The 23,777-nt window shown below is 35.6% G+C and carries 21 protein-coding genes; all 21 read right to left on the bottom strand.

What is annotated here, in order from left to right:
* Positions 1-122 precede the first annotated feature (122 nt).
* The 21 genes from ACODST_RS25725 to ACODST_RS25625 all read right to left on the bottom strand — a co-directional run bounded on the left by ACODST_RS25725 (position 123) and on the right by ACODST_RS25625 (position 23,746).
* A complete protein-coding gene (locus ACODST_RS25725; RefSeq protein ID WP_488934961.1) occupies positions 123-854 on the bottom strand; it encodes a hypothetical protein in 732 nt (243 codons plus the stop codon).
* Between the two features lie 114 nt (positions 855-968).
* Positions 969-1,352, bottom strand: coding sequence for a hypothetical protein (locus tag ACODST_RS25720; protein WP_488934960.1), 384 nt, complete (start codon positions 1,350-1,352; stop codon positions 969-971).
* Between the two features lie 8 nt (positions 1,353-1,360).
* Positions 1,361-2,005 (bottom strand): T6SS effector amidase Tae4 family protein, encoded by a 645-nt coding sequence (locus ACODST_RS25715; RefSeq protein WP_488934959.1) that lies wholly within the window; start codon positions 2,003-2,005, stop codon positions 1,361-1,363.
* A gap of 153 nt (positions 2,006-2,158) precedes the next feature.
* Positions 2,159-2,956 (bottom strand): hypothetical protein, encoded by a 798-nt coding sequence (locus ACODST_RS25710; RefSeq protein ID WP_488934958.1) that lies wholly within the window; start codon positions 2,954-2,956, stop codon positions 2,159-2,161.
* Between the two features lie 2 nt (positions 2,957-2,958).
* Positions 2,959-3,489 carry a hypothetical protein gene (locus tag ACODST_RS25705; RefSeq protein WP_488934957.1) on the bottom strand — a complete coding sequence of 177 codons (531 nt, stop codon included), beginning with the start codon at positions 3,487-3,489 and terminating at the stop codon, positions 2,959-2,961.
* A gap of 297 nt (positions 3,490-3,786) precedes the next feature.
* A complete protein-coding gene (locus ACODST_RS25700; RefSeq protein WP_488934956.1) occupies positions 3,787-4,227 on the bottom strand; it encodes a hypothetical protein in 441 nt (146 codons plus the stop codon).
* Positions 4,227-4,715 (bottom strand): hypothetical protein, encoded by a 489-nt coding sequence (locus ACODST_RS25695; protein ID WP_488934955.1) that lies wholly within the window; start codon positions 4,713-4,715, stop codon positions 4,227-4,229. Before ACODST_RS25695 ends, ACODST_RS25700 begins: the two co-directional genes overlap by 1 nt.
* An 85-nt stretch (positions 4,716-4,800) precedes the next feature.
* The gene (locus tag ACODST_RS25690) at positions 4,801-5,346 is read right to left on the bottom strand and encodes a hypothetical protein (RefSeq protein WP_488934954.1); all 546 of its coding nucleotides are present in this window, start codon (positions 5,344-5,346) and stop codon (positions 4,801-4,803) included.
* 10 nt (positions 5,347-5,356) lie between these two features.
* Positions 5,357-5,812 (bottom strand): hypothetical protein, encoded by a 456-nt coding sequence (locus ACODST_RS25685; protein WP_488934953.1) that lies wholly within the window; start codon positions 5,810-5,812, stop codon positions 5,357-5,359.
* A gap of 2 nt (positions 5,813-5,814) precedes the next feature.
* Entirely contained in the window at positions 5,815-6,429 is a 615-nt protein-coding gene (locus ACODST_RS25680) for a hypothetical protein (protein ID WP_488934952.1), read from the bottom strand.
* Between the two features lie 44 nt (positions 6,430-6,473).
* Positions 6,474-7,175, bottom strand: coding sequence for a hypothetical protein (locus ACODST_RS25675; protein WP_488934951.1), 702 nt, complete (start codon positions 7,173-7,175; stop codon positions 6,474-6,476).
* A gap of 23 nt (positions 7,176-7,198) precedes the next feature.
* Entirely contained in the window at positions 7,199-7,909 is a 711-nt protein-coding gene (locus ACODST_RS25670) for a hypothetical protein (protein ID WP_488934950.1), read from the bottom strand.
* Positions 7,910-8,286: 377 nt separating this feature from the next.
* Entirely contained in the window at positions 8,287-14,892 is a 6,606-nt protein-coding gene (locus tag ACODST_RS25665) for an RHS repeat-associated core domain-containing protein (RefSeq protein WP_488934949.1), read from the bottom strand.
* A gap of 6 nt (positions 14,893-14,898) precedes the next feature.
* On the bottom strand, positions 14,899-15,354 hold the full coding sequence (locus ACODST_RS25660) for a T9SS type A sorting domain-containing protein (protein ID WP_488934948.1): 456 nt from the start codon (positions 15,352-15,354) through the stop codon (positions 14,899-14,901).
* Between the two features lie 194 nt (positions 15,355-15,548).
* Positions 15,549-17,351, bottom strand: a complete 1,803-nt coding sequence (locus tag ACODST_RS25655) for a hypothetical protein (protein WP_488934947.1) — start codon at positions 17,349-17,351, stop codon at positions 15,549-15,551.
* Entirely contained in the window at positions 17,341-19,875 is a 2,535-nt protein-coding gene (locus ACODST_RS25650) for a ribosomal protein L7/L12 (protein ID WP_488934946.1), read from the bottom strand. Before ACODST_RS25650 ends, ACODST_RS25655 begins: the two co-directional genes overlap by 11 nt.
* 7 nt (positions 19,876-19,882) lie before the next feature.
* Complete coding sequence (locus tag ACODST_RS25645; RefSeq protein WP_488934945.1) at positions 19,883-20,581, bottom strand: hypothetical protein; 699 nt, start codon at positions 20,579-20,581, stop codon at positions 19,883-19,885.
* Between the two features lies 1 nt (position 20,582).
* Positions 20,583-21,713 (bottom strand): AAA family ATPase, encoded by a 1,131-nt coding sequence (locus tag ACODST_RS25640; RefSeq protein ID WP_488934944.1) that lies wholly within the window; start codon positions 21,711-21,713, stop codon positions 20,583-20,585.
* A gap of 31 nt (positions 21,714-21,744) precedes the next feature.
* On the bottom strand, positions 21,745-22,371 hold the full coding sequence (locus ACODST_RS25635) for a hypothetical protein (protein ID WP_488934943.1): 627 nt from the start codon (positions 22,369-22,371) through the stop codon (positions 21,745-21,747).
* A 242-nt stretch (positions 22,372-22,613) separates the two neighbouring features.
* Complete coding sequence (locus tag ACODST_RS25630) at positions 22,614-23,159, bottom strand: 3'-5' exonuclease (RefSeq protein WP_488934942.1); 546 nt, start codon at positions 23,157-23,159, stop codon at positions 22,614-22,616.
* A gap of 20 nt (positions 23,160-23,179) precedes the next feature.
* Positions 23,180-23,746, bottom strand: a complete 567-nt coding sequence (locus ACODST_RS25625) for a metallophosphoesterase (protein WP_488934941.1) — start codon at positions 23,744-23,746, stop codon at positions 23,180-23,182.
* Positions 23,747-23,777: the final 31 nt, after the last annotated feature.

Raw genomic sequence — 23,777 nt, 5'->3', positions numbered from 1 at the left:
TTTTGTATAGTCATAGTAATACAATTTTTGATCTAAAATCTCCAATTTTACAGCTTCTTTTTTTTGGGCAAAACAACCAATAGAGGTTAAAACTAAAAAAGCAAACACAATTTTTTTCATAATTATTTAAATATATTCATTACACGCTGCCAATGATCCTTATTCCCGTTTCCGTAAGAATTTGCATTCATATAGTCATTATAATCTAAAAAATCCCCACCAATATAACTTTCATATAGTTCATACATCATTCTATTAGCATTATATTCATTTATGACCTTTGCTACATCACGCCCATAATCACTTTTCCACTGTGCAGAGAGTCCTATCAAATTAAAATAGGCGTGGGCACCTTCATGAAACATTGTATAAGCTAACATCAAATTGTTTTCAAAAGAAGCCCCATAAAAAGTTATTGTATTGTCAGTATAAGTAGTTGCGAGTTGTCCTCTGCTGCCATATTCCTGAGGATCTACTGTAATAGTATTGACTTTGCTTACTGTATATAATTTCAAAAGCTGCTTAATACTATTTTTCAGGTAATCTATTGAATTTATACTTTTTTCAGGTTTAGAGTAAGGATCTATTTGAGCCTCTTTGAGATACTGTAGTAATGTTAACCTTTCCTCTATTTTATGTACATAATGATTCAATCCAGAAACCACAAGCCCCGTAACGGCTCCCTGCCAAAAATTACCACCTGTTAAAGCGGCACCGGCACCCCCGGAAACCGTACCAAAAGCAATCGTACCAACCTCGTTTGCCATTCCTGTAGCTCCACTTAAACCCTGATGCACTGTTCTTGTTGTAACACCTTCAATTGTTTTCGCTAGTGACTCCTCCGCACCAGGCACTCGCAGCAATACTGCTTAAAGCCCCGGCTGCAAAACCGCACCAGAATTTCCCTCCGGAAATATTAAAAAATTATTAATAGTTTTAGTTATGAAATAGCTTCTCGAAAGGTTATCCTATTCTTTTATAACATATTTATTTAGTTTAAGAATTTTATCTGATTTTATGATTTCAGTAATCATCTCTCGAAAAACTTTGTCTTCAGTAATTAGTATACAATTTTTTAATATCATATTATTTCCAGATATATTTTTTTTTACATATATGTTAATACTATCTTCAAGATTTTCTACATTATTAGAAGAGATCGGCATATTTTGATTCCAAAAAAACATACTTTTATCTTCAATTTTAATGTTTTTTAGCCAATACGCTTGTGTTATACATTTACAAATTCCATAATTATTGAACCATTTTTCGATATTCTCTTTTTGTTTCAAAGTTTGTGAATTTGTAACATTTACAAATAAGACAAAGCAGAGTAATAATTTTTTTTTCATTTTACATTTTATTTAAATAAAGTTGCTTGATAAAATTGACTGTGATTTGCATATGAATGTCCTCCGAGAACAGTCATTCCATTCCAAATTGAAATATGCCCTGTTGCTCCAAAGACTGAAGGCAATTTTGGTTGCATAAAATAAATGCCCTTTTGTCCATTAAAACTACTTAAAGAACTATTTTTAGTTGTAGTTGCTGTTAATTTAAATTGTTTCGGCAAATTTTTTGCCATTTGTTCTGAACTTAAATAATAATTTTTCCCATTTGCACCTTTGTATGTCTGATCTTTTACATAATTCAATTCATGCCCCGAATCATTAAATGCTATTGACTCTCGTACTGCACAAGCATTTGGAACCGTTCCTGGATATTTTGCAACAAACTTATCATAAAAATCCTTCACTTCTCCTCCAACCTGTATAAACGCATCAGTTGATGATATTTGGGAATTTTCATCACCAGGATAAGATGCAATTAATTTATCCATATCTATATCTTGTTTTCCTAGTAGATTCATCTGATGTGCCAGATGATTCAACCCAGAAACCACTAACCCCGTGACGGCTCCCTGCCAAAAATTACCTCCTGTTAAAGCGGCACCGGCACCACCTGAAACTGTACCAAAAGCAATCGTACCAACCTCGTTTGCCATACCTGCAGCTCCACTTAAACCCTGATGCACTGTTCTTGTTGTAACACCTTCAACTGTTTCACTAGTGACTCCTCCGCCCCAGGCACTCGCAGCAATACTGCTTAAAGCCCCGGCTGCAAAACCCCTCCAGAATTTTCCCCCAGAAATAACAGATTACTTATAGACTTCTGGAATATTCTGTTTTGAGTGTATAGGAACCGCATTTGATTTTAACTCGCCATTATAAATTTTGACACCATTCTTTAACAATTCTTCGTAATTTTCATTTGGCATGTAACTAGATATGTAATCAACATTATTTTTAAATACTAATTGAAAAAAATACTGATTTTCAAAACTTACATTTGGATAAAAATAGTCCCAATACTCAAAATTATCTATATCCCTTGATGAAAATGGCAAATACACAACAGTTTTAAATGTTTTAGACTCTTTTGGATATAATACAAATCCATATTTTTTAATATTTTTATAATATCTATTGTAATTTTTATTTTCATAATTGGCATTTTCCAGACTATCTTTAAAATGCAGACAATAACCATGATCCGGATTTCTTAAATAAATATATTCTCCTTTTAAGGATGGACTAATATTTTTTTTGCTTGAATTTATTATTGCCATCTGCACTTTAGTTTGATAATCCCTATTATACATAGATATATAGTCTACATTGTTGATGTCAGAAAAGTTATCATCATTCATTACAAAAAAATATTTATTATTTGAATTATTAGTGATCTTATAAGTTATGACGTTTTTGCAAAAACTAAATATACTGTCTTTTAATTTCCAATTCCCTAGCTCTGATCTTTTTGGATTTGAATCTATTTTTGTATAGTCATAGTAATACAATTTTTGATCTAAAATCTCCAATTTTACAGCTCCTTTTTTTTGGGCAAAACAACCAATAGAGGTTAAAACTAAAAAAGCAAACACAATTTTTTTCATAATTATTTAAATATATTCATTACACTTTGCCAATGATCCTTATTCCCGTTTCCATAAGAATTTGCATTCATACTATCATTATAATTTAAAAAATCCTCAGTAATATAATTTTCATATAATTCATACATCATTCTATGAGCATTATATTCATTTATGACCTTTGCTACATCACGTACATAATCACTTTTCCATTGTGCAGAGAGTCCTATCAAATTAAAATAGGCATGAGCACCTTCATGAAACATTGTATAAGCTAACATCAAATTGTTTTCAAAAGAAGCCCCATAAAAAGTCATCGTGTTGTCACTATAAGTAGTTGCGATTTGTCCTCTGTCACCACGTTCCTGAGGATCTACTGTAATAGTATTCACCTGGCTTTCTGTATATAATTTTAAAAGCTGCTTAATGTTATTTTTCAGATAATTTATTGAATTAATACTTTTTTCAGGCATAGCTTTAGGATCTATTTGAGCCTCTTTGAAATACTGTAGTAATGTTAATCTTTCCTCTATTTTATGTACATAATGATTCAATCCAGAGACTAATTATCACCATACATATCATTCAACAAACTTAATGGGAACTTTATTTTTAGATTTAATTACACCATGATAAACTTCATATCCATTTTTTTTTATAGTTTTTAATATTGTTCTAGATAAAGACTTTTTGTAATTAACAGAGTCACTAAACATAATTATCTCCGCATAATATTTTTTTCTTTTATCCAATTCTAAATGTGCATTTTGAATCTCATTCCCGTAGGGAAGATTAACAAACCACTCAAAAAATAAAGTTTCATTGGGATGAATTGTAAAGTTTAATTGTTCTTATATGTATGGAGAATTAAAATCCTTAGAATACCCTAGAAAATTTGAAATTTTTAATTTTTTGTTATAACAATCATTTTCATTAAAATTAGGATCCATTCTATGAGTGTTTATTTTTACCACTTTATTATTATCATTTTCGTAGACACATAAATTTCCACTTTTCAATTCAATCCCTTCAAGTTTATATTGAAACTTAGAATTAGGATTCAAATTAAAATAATAAGATGAGTTACTATGGTTGGTAAGCTTATACGTTACAATAGTTTTTGACTTATTTACAATATTTGAATCTTTCATATTTTCATAGATATCATGCACATTATCCTTATTTTTAAAAGAAACGATACTCTCATTTAGAATTTCAAGTTCTAATTGGTTATCATTTTTGTGATTACATGATACAATAAAGACTAAAAAAATAATTACGAAATTTTTCATTATTTGTGTTTATATAAATTTAACCCATCTCTAACATAGGAAGACGTATTTCCTAAAAAACTATATTCAAAATTGTAAGCATTCCATTCTAAAACCCTTTCACCAATATAAGGTATTTCTATACCTGACACATACATGTAACCTGTTTTATATCCATTATTACCAAGTACATTATACATCATACCATTCATATAATTATATTGAAAAGCATGATAAAATTCATGAAACATTGTTGAAGCTAACCTATAATAACTACTGTATGCATTATCATAAAAAATATGTGTTTTTGTTTCATCAACAGTATATCCTCTATATTTATCACTTCTTCCTCCATATTTTAACTCGTACTTTCCACTTGCTTCATGAAATGCACCTAAACCATCTACATCATCAAGTAAAGCTTTTAAAGAGTTTACATTTTTAGGCGCCTCTTCATGCGGATTGATTTTATTGAATCTCGAAAGCAAGTCTTTTTTCTCATCTATCATGTGCACTACATGATTCAACCCAGAAACAACAAGCCCCGTAACGGCTCCCTGCCAAATATTTTCTCTGTAAAAAAAATCTCTTAGTTTACGGTGTAATTTGACTGATCTCTTTTAATAAGAACCACTCATTGTTTTTTTTGAAATACACTTCAACATAACCATAATCTAAAGAGTAATAAAGTAACGCTTTATTTTTTTCTTCATTGAAAACTAAAAAATTAACTGTAATCAGCTCTCTTTTATTAAAGTTCCTGGAAAAATATTCATTAAAGTTCACATTAGGATTTTTTCTTTTATACTTATAGAAGTCTTCAAAATCAAATACTTTATACCTATCGAACACAATAGGTCTTTCAAAAACAATATGATTTTTCTGATAAACGCTTGTCAGTTTAAAATATTTCTTTAAATAAATTGTATCAACTCGACTTTCTTCAATCCAATATTTAAGAGCGAGAGAATCGCCATAACTTATATATTTAATTTTTTCAAAGTCTAAATAATCCTTTTTAATTCTAATAAAATTTTCAAAAAACAAGTCTATTTCTTCCTGCTCTGTTTTTTTTAAATTATGACTGTTTGTACAAGCGCAAATTATAAAAACAGTTAAATAAAAAGTATACTTAATCATAGGCTAGACATTAGTAAATTACATAATAATCCGATAAGCCCCATTTATTATTTATCTTTTTTGCTTGTATAAAATATGAATATGGTTTCTTAAGATTTGTTTTTATAATATAAATAAAATATGCTTCATCTTTACTTTTAAAATAAATTGGGCTTAAATAAATTTGATTATATCGGTCACTCTCGATAAGTTTATATGTTTTATTAATACTATATTTTAAAGCCACAGCAAACATTTTTCTTTGGTTAAAAGATTTTAAATGTGTCTTTTCTATCTCTCTATAAATAGAATCATTAACTTCAAATTTCAAATTAATCGGTATTCCAAAATTTATAGGATAAAATTGGTACCCCTGCTCTCCAATTAATGTACCGTAAATTTCATATTCATCATCATTAACCAAATCTTGGGAGTGACTTAACCAAGAAAAAGAAATCGATAAAACTAAAAAAAGTAGATTTCTCATAATTACCATTTTAAGAATGAATCCGGGTCATAACCTCTATTTGATATTCTCATATAAAATTCATTTCTATAATTTAACCCTGACCTATTGTACTCAGGAAGAACATATTGCAATTCACGCTCATACATTCTATACTCCATAACATCCGTTCTAAAATCTTTATCTAACAAAGAATTAAATTTAGCATAATTACCTGTGAAAAGGTCCAAAGCGTGACCTGTCTCGTGTATAATAGATCTGCCTAAATTCAACATACTCTTAAATGCATCTGTTCCAAAAGTCATAGTACCAAATCTTGTTTTAGTACTTCCACTTGTTAAATCATAATCAACATTCTTATTTACTGCAATATTAAAGCTTCCACTTTCACTATAAAATTGCGCTAATTCAGGTACTTTATTTATAAGTTCACGTACTTGTTGAGGAGTCATTTTTGGAATGTCTTTATAATTGACACCTGCAGATTTAAGCCATTGTTTCAAATGTCCTGTTTCCTGCATCTTATGTGCAAAATGATTCAACCCGGAAACCACAAGTCCGGTAACCGCTCCCTGCCAGAAATTACCTCCCGTTAAAGCGGCACCAGCACAACCGGAAACCGTACCAAAAGCAATCATACCTTCGTTACTGCTGCGAGAAACTTAACTATCAACTATCATTCTTATTCCAGAACCTTAACAAGCACCTTATTTTTACTCTCTATGACACCGTGATAAACTTTTGCATTATTTGCATTTATTGTTTCTAAAACATCTCTTGGTAAGTCATTTTTATAATTCGAGCTATCACTGACTATTTTTAATTTAGCATAATAATCGACTTTTGAATCTAAATTGGCGTAAAATAGCCGATTCCCATTATGTTTTATCGGTTTGTTTATATTTATTGAGCATTCAAAAAATAAAATTTCTTTAGGGTGAATAAAAAAAAGCTCCTCCCTTTGTGTATTTTTAAAATATTCAACTGAATGCTCATAACCAAGTCTTTTCTCTTCAGTTTTAATGCCTTCTAAATAAACTAGTTTATTGTCAATTGATCTACTATCAAATTCACTTTTAATAGGCTGAAAATATTCTACCTCAATATTATTTTTATCATAGATTGATATATTAATTCCGTTTTTCTTTAACATAATCATTCTTAGTTCGGGTAATTTTATAATGTTATTAATAAAATATAGTTGATTAGAATTATTTTTTAATGAGTATCTAATAATATTAATCGTATCCCCAGTACTGCTTTTAGAATAAGAAAGAATCTTTTTGTTATAACAAATAAGTTCCAAATCGTTTGTTGAAGAATCCTTTGATTTTGCACAACTTTGTACAACTAAACAAATCAATATTGTGAGTAATTGTTTCATATGAAAAGTTCTATTATTTAATATCATTTATATGGATTGATTTGACCTGACTTATAATTCATCATTTTAACAACATATGGAGCATTATCCCCCATTCTATACTGAAAAGCATACGCATCATATTCCATTGCTGCTAAGTAACCTCCAAAAGTCTCTCCAATTGCAGCTATATATGTTCCTGTTCCATAAATACTTAGATACGCCATTTCCATAGTTTTAAACCCCATATAAGGAGTTATAAATTGATAAGCGTGTCTGTATTCATGAAATAAAACACCCGCATACTCTAAATTGGTTTTGTATTGCATGTTTATTTTATTGATAGACACATGCCCTTTACTGGTAATTGCATCGGTTGACATATCTTCATTATCATATGTAACTGTTGGACTACCTCCTGTTTCGTATGCATCTTGCAACCCTACAACTCCTTCATTCATCCTTGCTAGACCAGCATCTGAAAAATCAGGATTCTTTTTAGCAAAATTCTTGTCTTTAAACCTAGATAAAAGTGAATGTCTCTCTTCTATTTTATGCACATAATGATTCAGCCAAGAAACCACCAGTCCTGTAATGGCTCCCTGCCAGAAATTAGCTCCTGTTAAAGCGGCACCGGCACCTCCTGAAACCGTACTAAAAGCAATCGTACCAAACTCATTTGCCATACCTGCAGCTCCACTTAAACCCTGATGTACTGTTCTTGTTGTAACACCATCAGCTGTTTCACTAGTCACTCCTCCACTCCACGCACTGGCAGCAATGAGATGGTTTTATAACAAATAGAATTTAGCCAGAACAAAAAATGAATATAAAAGAAGAAAAGAAAAAAGAATTAAATTCACTTTTAAAGCTTTTGAAAATATTTTTGCCTTTATTTTTTTATAAAGAAATAACGACAAGCAAAAAAACAAAAACGTAGAAAAGAAAAATATGAATGGTATCTCAGCAATCCAAGGGAACATCTCTTTTTTCTTATTTTTTAATATATTATTTAAAAATTCTGCAATCCCTCCAAATATTTCTGAACTCAAAAAAACATAGAACAATACGAATAAAATTATTGATAACAGAGGTATTAGAAATATGATACTTATTTTAAGATATTTTTCGTTTATAAATCCCATGATAAAAAATTTCCGTTAACTATTATTTGTCCCTGATTTTGATTAATTATATACCCATTATATGATCTATTTTCAACAATCTGTAATGGAAGCCCTTTAGTTGTTACTTTTATTCCAGTAGCAAAACCATGTACAATTTTTCCTTGTTTATTTTTATAATTCCCCTCTATTGTTGTTTTTTTTAAACTGATTGATGCATCTTTATCTATTTTTGACATACCAAGGAATGTCCTATTTACTTTAAAATCTGTATTAGAAATTCTCTGAATATTATCAATCCCTAGAGCCGCTTTACTATCTAAAAAAGATAATTCGGCCCCATCCATAATATCTCCAATTTTCATACCTTTTAACATTTTTTCAATCATCGTTTCTTTATCATCTGTAACTTTAATTCCTAAAGATTCTCTAGTAACTTTTCTTCCTTTTTGATCATATTCGTCATCAAACATATTGTTATCCATTTGATGCGCAAAATGATTCAACCCAGAAACCACAAGCCCCGTAACGGCTCCCTGCCAAAAATTACCTCCTGTTAAAGCCGCCCCAGCACCTCCGGAAACTGTACCAAAAGCAATCATACCTTCATTACTGCTGCGAACACTGCCAGCCCAGCCCAGTCCTTCATTTTTTGATCCATTTAGATCTGCACCCCAGGCACTCGCAGCAATACTGCTTAAAGCCCCGGCTGCAAAACCGCTCCAGAATTTCCCTCCGGAAATAGCCGTCATACCGCCCTGGAAAGTACCATGGGCCACGGCACTGACACTGGCACTAACATAAAAGTTACTAATGGTGCCGGCAGCACTCCCTATCCCATAGGTAACAGCAGAACTGGCAGCCCCTATAAAAGCCGCTTTGAGCAGGCCTCCTACACTAAAAGGAACATCCGCCAGTAAAGCGGTCAGGGTATAAGTCATAGCCGCAATAGTAACTCCAATGAGCACAGTACCCGCAAATCCTATTACGACTTCTCCGCTCGGGTCGGTATATTTAAGCGGGTTGTTTAAGACATAACCGTAACGGTTGTAATTCTGCGTATTGGCCGGATCCTGTATGAAATTATCGGGCTGCAGGAAACGGTGCAGTTTAGGATCGTACAAACGGCCGTTCATATGCACAAGTCCCACACTCTGCAGATGTTCATGTCCTGTATACCCCCGGTCTAAAACCGTTAAACCGGTCAAGGCCGTACCGGCACCGTTCTGCACTTTTAAAAGAGCTCCCCAGGCATCAAAAAGCCTTTTTTCGACTATAGCGCCTGCAGGGTCCGTTACGGCCAGAATCGTACCCTGATAATCCCTGTGTAAATATAAGTAATTTTGTACAGTGCCATCGCTTTTTACCAGCAGCGGTGCGCTGTAACCGTCTCCGCTTATATAGGTTACAAACTCAATGGCTCCGGTGGTACGGTTTTCTTTAATTTCCATGCTGCCATCGGCAGCATAATGTTTACGAAGCGGCCGCAGCAATTTATCCTCCTGCGATCCTCCATAAAACAGGGTACTGCGATCATTACCATCATTGTAGGTAAAACTCAGGTAATCAATATAATTTCCATCCCGGCCTTTTTCTTTAATATATACGGGGTTTTTAAAGGTATTATATCCTATATCCAGATCCATTTTAGGTGCCTGAGCAGTACCTGTTCCTCTATTTTTATAATAATTTTGTGCATCAGTACTAAGCGTTATCGAATTGTTCTGATAGGTTTTTCCAGTTACGGTATAGTTATAGGTTCCCAGATTATTTTGGGTAATCTTCCCTTTTAAATCGTAACTCTGAGTTTCCTTTTGTCCCTGTTCGTTGTTATAGGTCAGCAGTCGGTCCAGTTCATCGTATGTAAAACTCTCGTTCCAGTTAAAAAGGCTGTTGGTCCTGCTTTTCAGATTTCCTCTTTTGGGTTCAAAATCAGTAGTAAGTGTCATAACATTTCCGGGGCTGGTTCCCGTCCTGTCCCACTTAAACTGCCTGGTATAACCGTAGGAATCATACATATTGTTCAGGGCAATTCCGTTTCCTAAAACGGCTTCGGTAAGCTGTCCCCTTTCGTTAAGGCCATTGGTCTGCCAGAGCACTTTTTGTGTGGCATCGTCTACTATCTGCCAGGCAAAACCATTCTGATAGGTATGTTTTATTTTCTTTGCACTCGACTTACCTGAGATAGATGCCGTCGAGGTTTCGGTCAGTGCACGTCCGTAGGCATCGTATGTAAGTTCTTTGGTAAATGCGGCATAAGGAGTCGTTTCGGTTGTTTTACTAATTCGTTTATAAGTATCGTATTCAAAAGTATTGGTAATACTGTTCCCTTCCAGATTGTTAACCAGCAGGCTTCCGGTTATTAAATTTGTCGTATTGTTATACGTATAAGTGGTTTTGGTATCTGTATTGGTTCCTTTTATCGTTTTTTCTGTAGTTCTTCCGGCATCATCGTAGTAAAAGGTTGTCGTTCCGTTTGGTGTTGTCTCGGTTTTTAACTGTCCAAAAGCGTTATGCGAATACGTATAGGTTCCCGCACTGGGGTCTTTCATTTCTGTTTTATTGCCCCAGCCGTCTATCACGATGCTAACTTTATTTCCATCGTAATTGGATTCTTTTAACTGTCCGCCGGCATAATAGGTAAAAGTCACTGTTCCGCCCGGATCTGTAGTTTGTACTTTATTGCCCAAAGCATCTACAGTAGCGGTAGTAATTTTACCATCGTCGTTACTGGTGGTTTTGAGTCCGGAATAGGAAATTGTTTGTATTCTACCTGTAGGAGATGTTATGGTTACCGGGCGCATGATATAGTCGTACTCGTATACGGTCCATAAACCCGGAGAAGTATAATAAGGTTCACTCTCTTTTATTTTACGTCCCAGCCCGTCGTAAACGGTTTGTCTGGACACCATAGAACCCGCAGTAAAACCTTTGACAGAGGTTTTTACCACCCTGCCCAGCACATCGTACTGTGTAATGGTTTTGGCATCGGTATTAGTGGTCGAAGTGGTCGTATACCCTCCGTCAGCCAGTTTAGCATAGGCAATAGAAGTCGTTAAAGGGGTTGAAGAAGCATTTTGGGTGCTGCTGCCTGTTAGTCTGCCCCAATTATCGTAGGTATAACTGCTTACCACGCCCAGATAATCTTTAGATTCTTTTACCTGTCCCAGTGTATTGTAAGTAAAGGTCGTCACAAAGCCCTGATGGTCTTTTTTCTTAATTACAAAACGTCTGGTGCTGTCATACTCATCGGTAATCGTTCTTGGAGCTGCAGGAACCGGGGCATCGGGCGCACTTACTTTTTTAGTAAGTATGTTGCCTGCCGTATCGTAAGTTAAGTCTTCGATAACGGCATACGTATTATGTCCTTTTTTCGCGGTTTTGGTTAAATTAAAGCCTGTATAAGTATAATCTTCTTCGGCTGTACGGGTATCTCCTGTATAAACAGAAACGGTTGTATGTATTTTTTTGGGTCTTCCTATATAATAAGCTGCCCCGGCACCATTAGGGTTATGATCATACTGACTTTCAACCGTGGTAGTTCCCTGTACAGCCGAGCCGCTATACTGTTTGGTAATACTTTTGGTTTCTATACCATAATAACTGGCACTCTGCACGGTGCCGTCATAGGTATACGCTGTTTCTGTTTTGGTATTCGTTACGTTATCAATAACAGTTTGAGAACGCAATAAAATGTTATATATCTTTGATGCTGGGTTTGTATAGTTATCAAAAATATTTGTTTTGGTACTTAGTAAATTACTTGGTGTTGCATTAAATACTGTACTTGCATTAGTACTGCTCCAAACAATAGTGTTTGCTCCGCGATAATTAACATCATTATATAGCGTGGTCCAAATTTTAGGATCTGAAGCCGATAAATACCAGCTGCTTCTTGTTGTACGTGCAAAACCAACTGTACCATAAAAAAAATTAGAAATAAACCCTCTATATCTAAAATCCTGATATTTAGAAATACCATTAATAGTTGCGGTAAGTTTTGAAACTAAATAACTGTTAGGATTTCTAATAATCTCGATATTAGGATAAACAGCACTATTTGCCGATGAATAAAAATCTGTTGTCGCATTTCCTAATCCTCCATCAGGAGATTCCATTGGTTTATACTCAATCTTTTGCTTGATATTATTATTAGATTCTATAACAGAAATTAATCTATTTTCAGTGTCAACATTTTTATTAAACTGGTAGTATTCAATTTTGTTGTAATGCCCTCTAACTACTATAAGATCTGTATTCGCTCCGTTGTATTTATAGTTTGAAGTGATTGGGATTGGAATATCAGGAGAGTCAGAATAATAATTACCCGGCTGACCTGTAATAGGGGAAATATTACTATTATCAGAATTATATACAAGAGGAAATGCTGCTGCACTTGCTGTGTTGCCAATATTATTAGCAAAAGCCGTAATTTGCCAGGCAGTATTATGATCATTAATGGTCCAAGCTGGTTTGTAATACTTGCGCCATACCCTGACAATATCTGTTTTGCCATCACCATTAATATCCATAGCAAAATAAGTACTGAAATGTACCTGTGTATTAAAAGGATTAGGGCTTTCTTTTGAGGTATTTGGTCTATATTCTACAATATTACAGGATTCTTTTGAAAAATATTCTCCGCCAGAAATATTACCATTACTGTAATAAATATGCCATAAAACTTTATCTTCTCCGCCCTCTGAGTCCGGAATCATAAGATCTGTTTTCCCATCTCCATTGTAATCTCCTAAAAGTATTTGTTTTGTACCTGAATATTTATCCAAAGTTCCTGTTCCTATAACTTCTATAGAAGCCCATGGAGCACTCAACAACTGCTTTACAGATAATATTCTATAAGCCTTGGAATTATTATTTACAATTAATATATCTGTTTTTCCATCTCCATTAAAATCTCCCGTGAATCTTCTTTCTGATTCGTCACAAAACATAAAATCTGACAAAAAAACAAAATCTTTTGTATTAAGTGTAGTTGATGCATTTGGGTTTAAGTCTAAAAAATAAACTCCATGAGCACAAGTATTAATACTTGTGCTTTTTAAGATACAATCACAAGCTAAAGCTTCTCCATGCGGCCCCACACAAGGCCCGCTCATTCCATAATGATCGATTTGTTGAAATTGCAATATTAAAACATCCGAAATTCCATCACCATTGAAATCACCTTCTATATACTGATTGTTTAAATTAACTGCTATAGGGAAGTCAGTTGAGGAAGATTGAGTTGACTGAGTTGCTATTCCCGATGTCATTGAAACTTCCTGAGGAGGCTTAACACTACTAGTTTCCTCTCCTCCGCCTCCGCCAGTACTGCATTGCACATTATTAATTACCATATTTTCTATGGCAACTGTCTTAGAATGTACTTTACTTACTGTGCCTCCTGATAGATTGTAGTAACTAAAAGTCAAGGAGTTCAGATCTGCCCTCGTATCTATTAATGTATTAAACTGATTCAGCTTATTATTAGTCAAAGTGGTAGCCGAAAAAGATCTTCCCGGCATTGTATAAACCGGCATTGTAATAGGTGCACTGCCTGCAGACCCATTAAACAAATTAGTAAACATTTTATTCTCTACAATAAAATCTAATCTGCCATCGCCATCAAAGTCTCCAGCAACATTAATTTTATCAAAAGCAAGATTATTTGTATAGGTCTTTTCTGTTCGCTCCTGATTACTAGGACTAGAGGCATACTCAAAAAAAACGGGATTTGATTCCTCATTTTGCGCATTAATCTCTTTTATATTTGCTACACGTTCATAACCTAAAGCAGTATCTTCAACATGGGTTAATTTATATGTTCTAAAAAGACTATTACTGGCATACACCTGTATATTGTCTAATATTTGAGTAGCATATACCGGAAGACCTTTTAAATAATCCCTTTCAATACGTTTTGCACTTCTATAGTTAAATGCTATTTTGTTCTGAGCGGCTATTCCTGCCACAGTATTTCCACTAAAAGTAATGGTATCAATATATAATTGATTTAAACCTTTATAAGTAACGGTTTTATAATTATATTCAATAAAATTGGTATGTACATCTTCAAATCTTACGATATACCAGGCATTTAACGAAACTGAATTTTGTAAACTTCCAGAACCTTTAGAGCCGTACCAGCTTCTGGAGCCATCCGGGGCCGTTACGATGAAGTGCGTAATTCCGTTTTCTATTTTTAGTTCAATCCGGGTATTGCTTTTATATTCTGTTTCATACGTTGATCCATTGGCCCAATAAATTCCTGTTTTTAGTAATAAACGCTGTCCGTCAAGAGCCAGTTTATCATTGTCATCAAAATCAACCCCGTCAACAAATCCGTCTATATCACGTCGCGCAGCTATACGACTAACAGCAGAGATACTGTTAATAGTCCATCCCTGTCCGGCAATCCCTCCTATTACACCACTGCTGTACACCAGATTGATTACAGGAGCCGTGTTTTTTATACTTGGAGGTGTGGCTATGGGCAATGTATAAACAGCTGTTCCGGAAGCCGTAATCTGCAGTTCTCCTTTGGTATCCGTAAACGTTTGGGAAAAATTAGTACAGGTTGTCAAAACCAGTATGATTAAATAAAACTTTCTCATGTTTCCTTACTGTTTAATTATTTTAATCGATTTGTCGTCTCCGTCTTTATAAGAAAGTACCACCAGATACACTCCGACAGCATACTGTCCAAAAGGAATATTGAGGTGATTACCGCCTGCATTGATCTGAAAAGTTCTCAGGAGCTGTCCGGTGACAGCATAAACCTGAACAGAATAAACCTGTTTTTCTGCAGACAGCTGCCATTGCAGATATAGTTCTTCTTTTACCGGATTGGGATAATACGAAATGACATCTTCTGGTGAAAACTGAAGTAGATCATCCTCTGTTAAAGCCTCTGTATCTTTAATTTCCTTGGCAGGTTTGGCAGACGAAGTACAACCGGACAAGCATAATTCTCTAAGAATCTGATTTCCGGCATTGTCATAATTAAAAGTAAGTTTGGTTTGGGCATTTAGAGCAAAACAAAACGGCAGATACATAAAAAGTAAATACTTCCTCATAAAATCATAATAAAAATTTCAGATCACAATTTCATGTTAACCCTCCGAAGCGAAGACCTCTAAAAATTTTATTTTGACCAAAAAAAGCCATAATCTCATGATTCCTGTCAGCAATGAACCCTCTTAGACATATTGCATAAAAAAAGCAGGAATAAAATCCTGCTTCTTAAATAATCTACAACAAAAATCCTTTGTTAGGCATTCTTGCTTTTTAGTTTATACTTCATCACATCCTTAACCATAGATTTATTTTTAGGGTTAAAAGCAATCAGTTCTGAAACAATCTGAGGGTTTTTACTCATTTTATCAGCTGCGATTTCGTAAGCGATATTTTTAGTTAATTCCTCCAGGCTTTCATGTTTTTTAAATTCATGTTTCATCACCTGCAGAAACACCTCTGAATTGTCCGGTGAAACCTCCGATTCGTAAACAGAGCTTATGCTGTCAGACAGTTTCTTTGTTGATTTGATATTAGCGAAATAGTTGTTCATACAGTTCGCTGCATCTTTATTTTTTTTCCAGCCTGTTAAAAGTACTTCCTGTGCTTTATCGGTATCCCCAATTTTATTACTGTAGATCAGCGATGCTTTTACATATTGATAGTTATTCTCATAATCGGCGATTACGATATGATAAAATTTATCGGCTTCGGGTTTGTTTTTCAAAATGGTATACAAGTCCCCCACTTTTTCGTGCTGGTTCATTTCGGTATACAGTTCAATTGCCTGTTTGTACACACGTCCTTTTTCATAACATTCGGCTGCTTTATGCTTGTTCTTTAAATATTTCAGATGAACCGCAGCAGCTTCTGAATACAACTCGCCTTTTTCAAGAACTTCAGCCGCTTTACTATAATTTTTAAGCAGTTTCATATAAATATGGGCTGCCCTGCTGTATTCTTTTTTATCGGTAAATTCCTCAGCCATTTTCTCGTACCGTCTTTGTATTTCGGCAAACTGCTGCGAGTTTATTAAAGCCGAACCGCCGCCGCCCGAATAAGTCCTCGGTTCCTGATAACGGACAGCCGGGGACGGAGAACTGCTGTCACTCAATGCCAGTGCTACCAGAAAGGCAACGACAGCGACAATAATAAATACAATCAAAACAGGGTTTACGGCTCCGCCTGCACCTGTAAAATTACAGCTTCTGAGATTGAGTATAAAAATTACGAATACCATAAGCTTAAGCCCTATAGCCAGATACCCTCCTCCAAAGGTGCCGGAATCCTTCAAAGTGCTGTTACTATTTCCTCCTGCAAAAGAACCGCTGTTTGTACCACTGTTTCTGTCAAAAGAAAAACTTGCATTGTTTCCTCCCCTGGCCGTTCCCAATGTATCAAGCGGAATAGCCATTTTGATAGCCATTTCCGGATTTTTATCGAAAAACTCTAAAAATTTTTCCATTTCTTTCTGATTACCGTTCATGAGTTCCTGCATATCAAAAGGCAGTTCTTCCTGTTTTTCTTCTTCTGAAAGCGGATCATCAATAGATTCCAAAATCTTTTCGGTATCAATTTCATAACGCATTGACGAGATAAACTGCGGTATATGAACCGTTTTCGACGGTTCCAGCAGCATGGTGTCTTTCTCTGCGGGAGCTTCAAGTAAATCAATCCAGGAAACCGTTTCTTTTAATTCTGTCAAACCAATTTCGGGATGCAGAAAGTGATAGTTTTCCGAAAACAACTGCTCCCATTCTGCTTTGGTTAACTGAGGCGTAACAATAGTATTCTCCGGAATAAAAAGTTTATTTTCAATGAGCTGGCAGAAATTGTTTTTTCCGATGGAATCACTTTTAAGCGAAACCTGTTCCGGTACCAGCAGACAGCCGAATACTTCATTTGCTGCAGCTCCCGGAACCGGAAAAACTTTAACTGACTGGAGTTTCAGCCCCATTGTCTGAATTTCCTGAAGCCATACCTGCGGTGAGGCACTTTTTATAAAAATTCCTCCTTTGGGAAATGTATTTTTAGTATGTATGCTAAGTTTAAGTTCCATGATGTTTTACATGCTGTATAAATGGTCCCAGATATTTATTTATAAATTCTCTTTCTTTAATGCTTTCCATAAGAGGATCCGAAATGAAATAATCATTACCGGAATATTCACTTTCTGAAGCCATTACGGTTCTTCCGTCAATAATAAAAGGAATATAAAATTTAGGAATCTCCTTTTGACTGCTTTCCAATTCCAGAATCCCGGCTTTATTGGTTACTTTACTGCCGTCCTTAGACTCAAAATGCAGCGTTTCGATATAACATACTGCTCCGCTGCTTTCCAGTGTTTTCTTTAATTTCTCAGCCTGATCTCTTTCAACATTGTCTACAACAACAGCAAACTCCCTGTCTACTACATTTTTGCTTTCTACAAGTGATTTTCCCGTATTCTGTTTTATTATTTGTACAATTTCAAGCGGTGATGCCCCTTTGTTTTTGAGAATAAGATTTACCTTTTCTTCAAATTGTATCAGTGAATCGTTTGTTCCTCTGTAATAAGAGTAGTGTTTTTTCTCAAATTCCAAATGGGCCAGACCAAATCCGTTAACTTCTATACCATCGTCGCTGATAGAAAAACTTCTTAATCGCTTTATAAGACTGTATTTAAATTTACTTTTTGAAAAATCACTAACAAACGCATTCTTCTTTCGGATATAATTTTCAAAAGCTTCACTCACTAAATAAGTCGGTGCATGTTCTTTAAAATCAATAACAACAGGTTTGCATGACTTGTAATTTCCGAGATAAAACTGCCTGTTATATTCAAAAACCGTAATTCTTTCTTCTTTCAGATCCTCAGAAGACATTATCCCTGTTTTTAATTCTTTTGTTACCAGATTTAATATCGCCGTATTCTGTTCTAAATCGTTATTGAAACACAAGAAAAGCTTTTGTCCCTGACTATTGGTTCTTATACCAAATTCTCCTTTTTCAAAAGGCAGGCCTGCAGCGATTTTTTTAAACCCTTTGTCGAATGTATTACTCACAAACAAAAACAGATTTCCGTTTATGTACATATAAAAGTCTTTACCTTCATGAAAAATGTTCTGGTAATTTCGTTCTACCGGATACAAAATAGGAATCGTATCCAGTACTGTGTCCCTCTTTCTTGCAGGCAGCTCCTTCTTTTCCTGCTGCCATAGTTCATCCAGCGGCATGATCATGTGCTGGAGCATTTTTCTGCCTTTGTTCTGGTTTTTATAGACTTTAATACTTTCTGTTTCCATTTCAAAAACATATCGGATGTCCGAAAAATAACTGCTTACTGCATTTTGCATTCGCTGCAGTTTCAGACTGTCTGCTGAAGAAAACAGAAATACTTCCTGACTTTTACCCTCAATTTTATGCTGTTGAAAAAACAAATCCAGTCCTGCAGCGCAATCCAGTTTACCGCTAAGTTCACCCAGCGCAGAAATCACCTCATGTACATTTTCCATAGGAACCTCTTTAAATTCCTGCCCTACAACAAAAAAACGGCATTTAATATCGGTTTTAGGATGTCTCGCAATCGCAATGGCTGCAGCAAAAGACAAAATCTTTGGATTTCCCCAATTCTTTAAGGAAGTGTCCAATAGTAAAATACGCTCAAACTTATCGGCTTCCGGTGGTACTTCTCTTTGTATATAAAGAGCTTCATTGTTGGCAATCCTCGACATAAAAACATCATCATCATATGCAAATTCCGAAATGACGAGTTTATCAAAATCCCCTTTATTTGTCAAATCGGAGATCCCGCCTAAGGGCTGTTCGCTTGGATGGCTGTGGTGCAGCGGAATATGAAGTCCGGACCACAAACGTTTAATAAGGCTTCCTACCTCAAAAGTACGTTCGTCCTGAATAAGCTCTTCTATGAAATCAGCAGTATCCGTTTCGTTTTTTTCCTCTAAAATTTCCTCCTGAAGTTTCTCTTTTACCTCTTCATGCGGAAGGTTTTCCATAGCATTCAGAATTGACTGTACGGTTGGAAATCTGACTTTAAGCATCGCCAGCGTCCTGAAATCTTTTATAAAATTAGCTTCATTAAAAGCATCCTTTACTGCGGCTCTCACCAAATGATGCCTGTGATCTTTATATTCGTCGAGAATTCTCCTTGCTTTTTCGGCCGAAATCCTGTTATGACAATCGGCAAAAATAGTCTGAAACAGTTTCATTCTTTTTTCTCCCGTTTTATATTCTTCCGGAAGTGATGAAAGCAGTCTCATAAAACCAATACTGGCTCCCAGTCTGAAAGAATGTTCTACCGGAAAAGATTTTGTTGTTTCCCTGCTTTTGGCCCAGTCGTGAATTGTCGTTATCACATTCTCACTGTCATGATTGGTTGCCGTAATGGCCAGCAGAAGACTTCCAAAGGGCGGGATACTGTCTTCTGAGATAAATTCCAAAATTTCAAAGACAAATTTCTCATAACCGATAGTCTGTCCATTTGGAATACTCAGGGTTTCAAATACACTGTCCGAAGAAAAGATCTGATTGTCCCACTCCCAAAAATAGTCTGCGAATGATTGAAAATATCTTTGAAATTCCATTTTTAATTCATAAAAAAGTTAAGCGAAACGAGCTGATTGACAATGGTTTAATTATTTGTTTCGAAATACACGAATAGCCGTTATCCTCATTCCATATTAATAGGTTTTCTCCCGACGGGTTTAATTTCTGCTGAAAGGTATCGGTAAGCACAGGCCATTCAAAATCGTAACCTGAAGGGATTAAAAAATCGTTCTTAAGCCAGTAAGTACTGCCTTTTATGGGTAATAAGGGTGTTCCCATAATCAGCGCTTTAGCATCAATTACTACCCAGCGCAGAGGTTCCAGTCGAAATTTAGGTGCCGATTCGATATAGACTTTCAGTTCTTCATAATCTGCCAGTAAAGCATAAGCCTCTCTAATCTCCTCAGAAGGTTTCAGCCCTATCTGAATCGTGTGATCAATACCAAAAAAGTTATGGTTAAATCCGGGCAATGTAACTGGTAAAGCACGTAGTACCGGAGTCCACAACAGACCCGAAGGCAGTTTTTTAGCCGGAAGCTGTTTTCCTTTTTCGAAAAGCAGATTTCCTTTCAATTCGTATATTCTGGCATACGGAATCTGCAGAATCACAGCAGAACCGATTTGTCCTTCTGTGAAATCTTTTACCCAGACGGTCTGGGCTTCAACGGCTATTTTGAGATTCTCCCAATGCCTTACCGCTCCCAGAAAGTCTTTATGTTCCTTATTAATTTCGAGCAAATACATTTTAAATAGTTTGCAGAATCTTCTGCCACAAAGATTCTATATGTTCCTGTATATATCTTTTCTGTTCGGCATCTTTAATCCAGTCACAACGTGTCTGAATATAGCGCAGTTTATCTTTAATTACATTCTGCTCTTCAAAAGAAAGGTTCTCATCCTGCCATTTTTCGGTCAGATAACTCACCTCTTTCATCACACTTTCGGCATCCGGTGTTTTATTGTACAGCGCCTGAGGGTGTGCATCTGCCGAAGTATCTTTTTCGATAATTTTATTAATAATGCCTTCGAGGATTTCGATCTGCTCCTCATTGTCCCAGATGTATTTCAAAACCCAGAAATCAGATAGTATGGCTTCGGTACGTCCGCACATCAAAGCACTGGCTGCAATAAGGTTCTGCAGTTTTACCGCACGACGGTCTGATACTTTAATCCCCGTATTTCGAAGACTGTGAATAATGTCGACATATTCGTTTCGGGTCGTAGTCAAATCTACCTGACGACAGCTTTTTTGCAGTTCACGAACCTCATCTGCCGAAATTGTCGGCACTTCATTTTCTGCAGTACCTTCCAGTTTCCATCCTGCCACCAGTACCTGGCTCAGTAAGTCCGGTTCTACATAATCACATTTAATACGAATCAGGAAACGGTCCAGAAGTGCATTAAGGGATTCATCTTCGGGCATCAGGTTACTTGCTCCTACGAACATCAGGGCCGGCAGTTTTTTAGTTTCCTTACCTCTTCGAAAGATTTTCTCGTTAAGCGCCATCAGCAAACTGTTCAAAATAGCCGAATTGGCATTAAATATCTCATCCAGAAATACCATCGAAGCTTCCGGCATCATACCGTCTGTATTGGTAACCAGTTCCCCTTCTTTCAGTTTACGAATATCAAAAGGGCCAAAAATCTCATTAGGCTCCGTAAAACGGGTCAACAGGTATTCAAAGTTTTTATCGCCTTCAATTCCTTTAGAAAGCGATCTGACAATGGCACTTTTGGCGGTTCCCGGAGGTCCCAGCAAAAAGGCATTTTCTCTTGCCAGCAAACCGATTCCCAACAAATCGATAATTTCATTTTTTCCAACAAAAGTCTCTTTGATATGTTTTAAAACGGCATTTAATTTAGTTGCAGCATTCATTGGTTTATTCTTGTTTATATTATTTTTTGTTTTAAAATTCTGCCCAGAACAGCTTTTGATAATCCCCAAACCCTATTTCCAATTGTTTTTTTATAAAATCAGACTGGGCCCATTTTGTGGCTTTTCGATGTACAATACGATCAAGATATAACTGCAGCAGACAGTCATCTGTCATCAGTACTTCCAAATTTATACCCTCTGGATCTGTATCCGATCCAATAGCAGAGTAATGGAATTTTTGCAGGTGTTTTTCTAAAATGACAATAATCACATCTTCGGGATCTATTCGCCTTAGTTCCTGCACAATCTGCGGCAGAAAACGAAGACAGAGATCTGCCGAAATCATGGCCGAAGCATCTGGTGTACCTTCATAATCGGCCAAAAGTATATTCAGGTCACTTATTTTATGTTGTCTGTGCAATAGTAACTGAACAGCTAAATATACGGTCCGGGCTGCCCATAAAGCGGCTTCTGAATGAAAGGCGGGAGCTGTTCCCGGATATTCTAAAATTTCTTTTTCATATTCGGTTTCCAGAAACAAAACTGCTTCTGATTCTTCTGTTTTAGAAATCGTCATCAGTTTATCATATAGTATCACCTGCTCAATTGTCCTGAGATGATAAAGTGTATCCAGAAAAGGAGTTTTTACTTTGTCCATATTCTTAATTGTTCCTTATTTGGATTCAACTTGTTTTTTTCAGCATATTTACTGTAAAATTGCCTGTTAACAAATATATTATTAAATCCTGACCATTGTTAAAATATTATTTACAATATAGTATTCTTTCAAATGTTATTTGTTTTTAACAGAAAAGAGAAACCACAGCTGCCAGACAACTGCAGTTTCCTTCTGCAGCTATCAACTATCCTTTTTGACAACTGCGGTTAACAAATTAAATTCTAATTTTTCAGGCACCAATGTAGAATCTTAGCGATATTTTTTGCATCGTCGATACCTCTGTGATGAGTTCCTTCCAGCGGAATATTAAGCATGCCCAAAGCACCGTTCATTCCCGTTGATCTCTTCAGACCAAATTTTTCGGCAAAATATTCTTTGACATTAATATGCTCTTCTGCCATTGGGTACACAACTCCAAATGACTGGCATTGTTTTTTGAGCATATTCAGATCATACTGGCCGTAACTGGCCCAGGTATACAAATCAGGGTTGTATTCATCAATGAGTTCGTTGACTGCCTCTTCAAAACTTACACCGTTTTTATCCAGTAAATCCTGGGTAATAGTAGTAAGTTCTGTACAAAACGGACTCACACTGGAGCGCTGCGGTTTAACCAATATTCCTTTATTCTTACTAATCGTACCTGTCTCTGTATCCAGAACAGCCAGTCCGATTTCGATGATTTCATTTTGCTGGCCTTTCGGGACCGTGCCCTGCCAACAGGTGGCTTCTAAATCGATTATGATAATTTTATCTGTAGTTTTCATTTGAATTTCTTTTAAATAATTTATAATTCTCTGTCTCCAAAAGGAGCTTTCCAGTCTTTCTTTAAAATGATGGCTTTTACCTCATCATAAGAAAGCGGTGCATAATTGTGGCAGTCGACGCCAACATCAAACGAACGTGAGGTTTCGTCATCGAACAAATGACCGTGCGAGTGGCCGTATAAGTTCCAGGTACCTCTAAAAGAACTTCTCCATACTTTCATGGCATAGTGAAAAAGAATAATCTTCTGCCTGCCGTTGGGCGCTTCTTCATCAGGAACACTTAACTCGTAGTAATCCTTAATCCACTCAAATCGTTTGGCATAACTCAATGCCGACTTATCGTGATTGCCTTTTACCAGAAATATGGAACCGTTTAACTGGTCTAAAATTTCTTTGGTTCTCTCCGGTCTTGCCAGCGAAATATCGCCTAAGTGATACACAATATCCCCTGGACTTACCTTTTCGTTCCATCGTTTAATGAGCTCTGCATCCATTTCTTCTACTGTGGCAAAAGGACGCTCACTAAACCTGATTATGTTCGTATGACCAAAGTGATGATCAGACGTAAAAAATATTTTTTGATTCATTTTTTCTATTCATTTTTAAATTGAAACCAGT

This window comes from Flavobacterium sp. FG19 (assembly GCF_057809475.1).
This window is presented reverse-complemented; position numbering and strand designations above follow the sequence as displayed.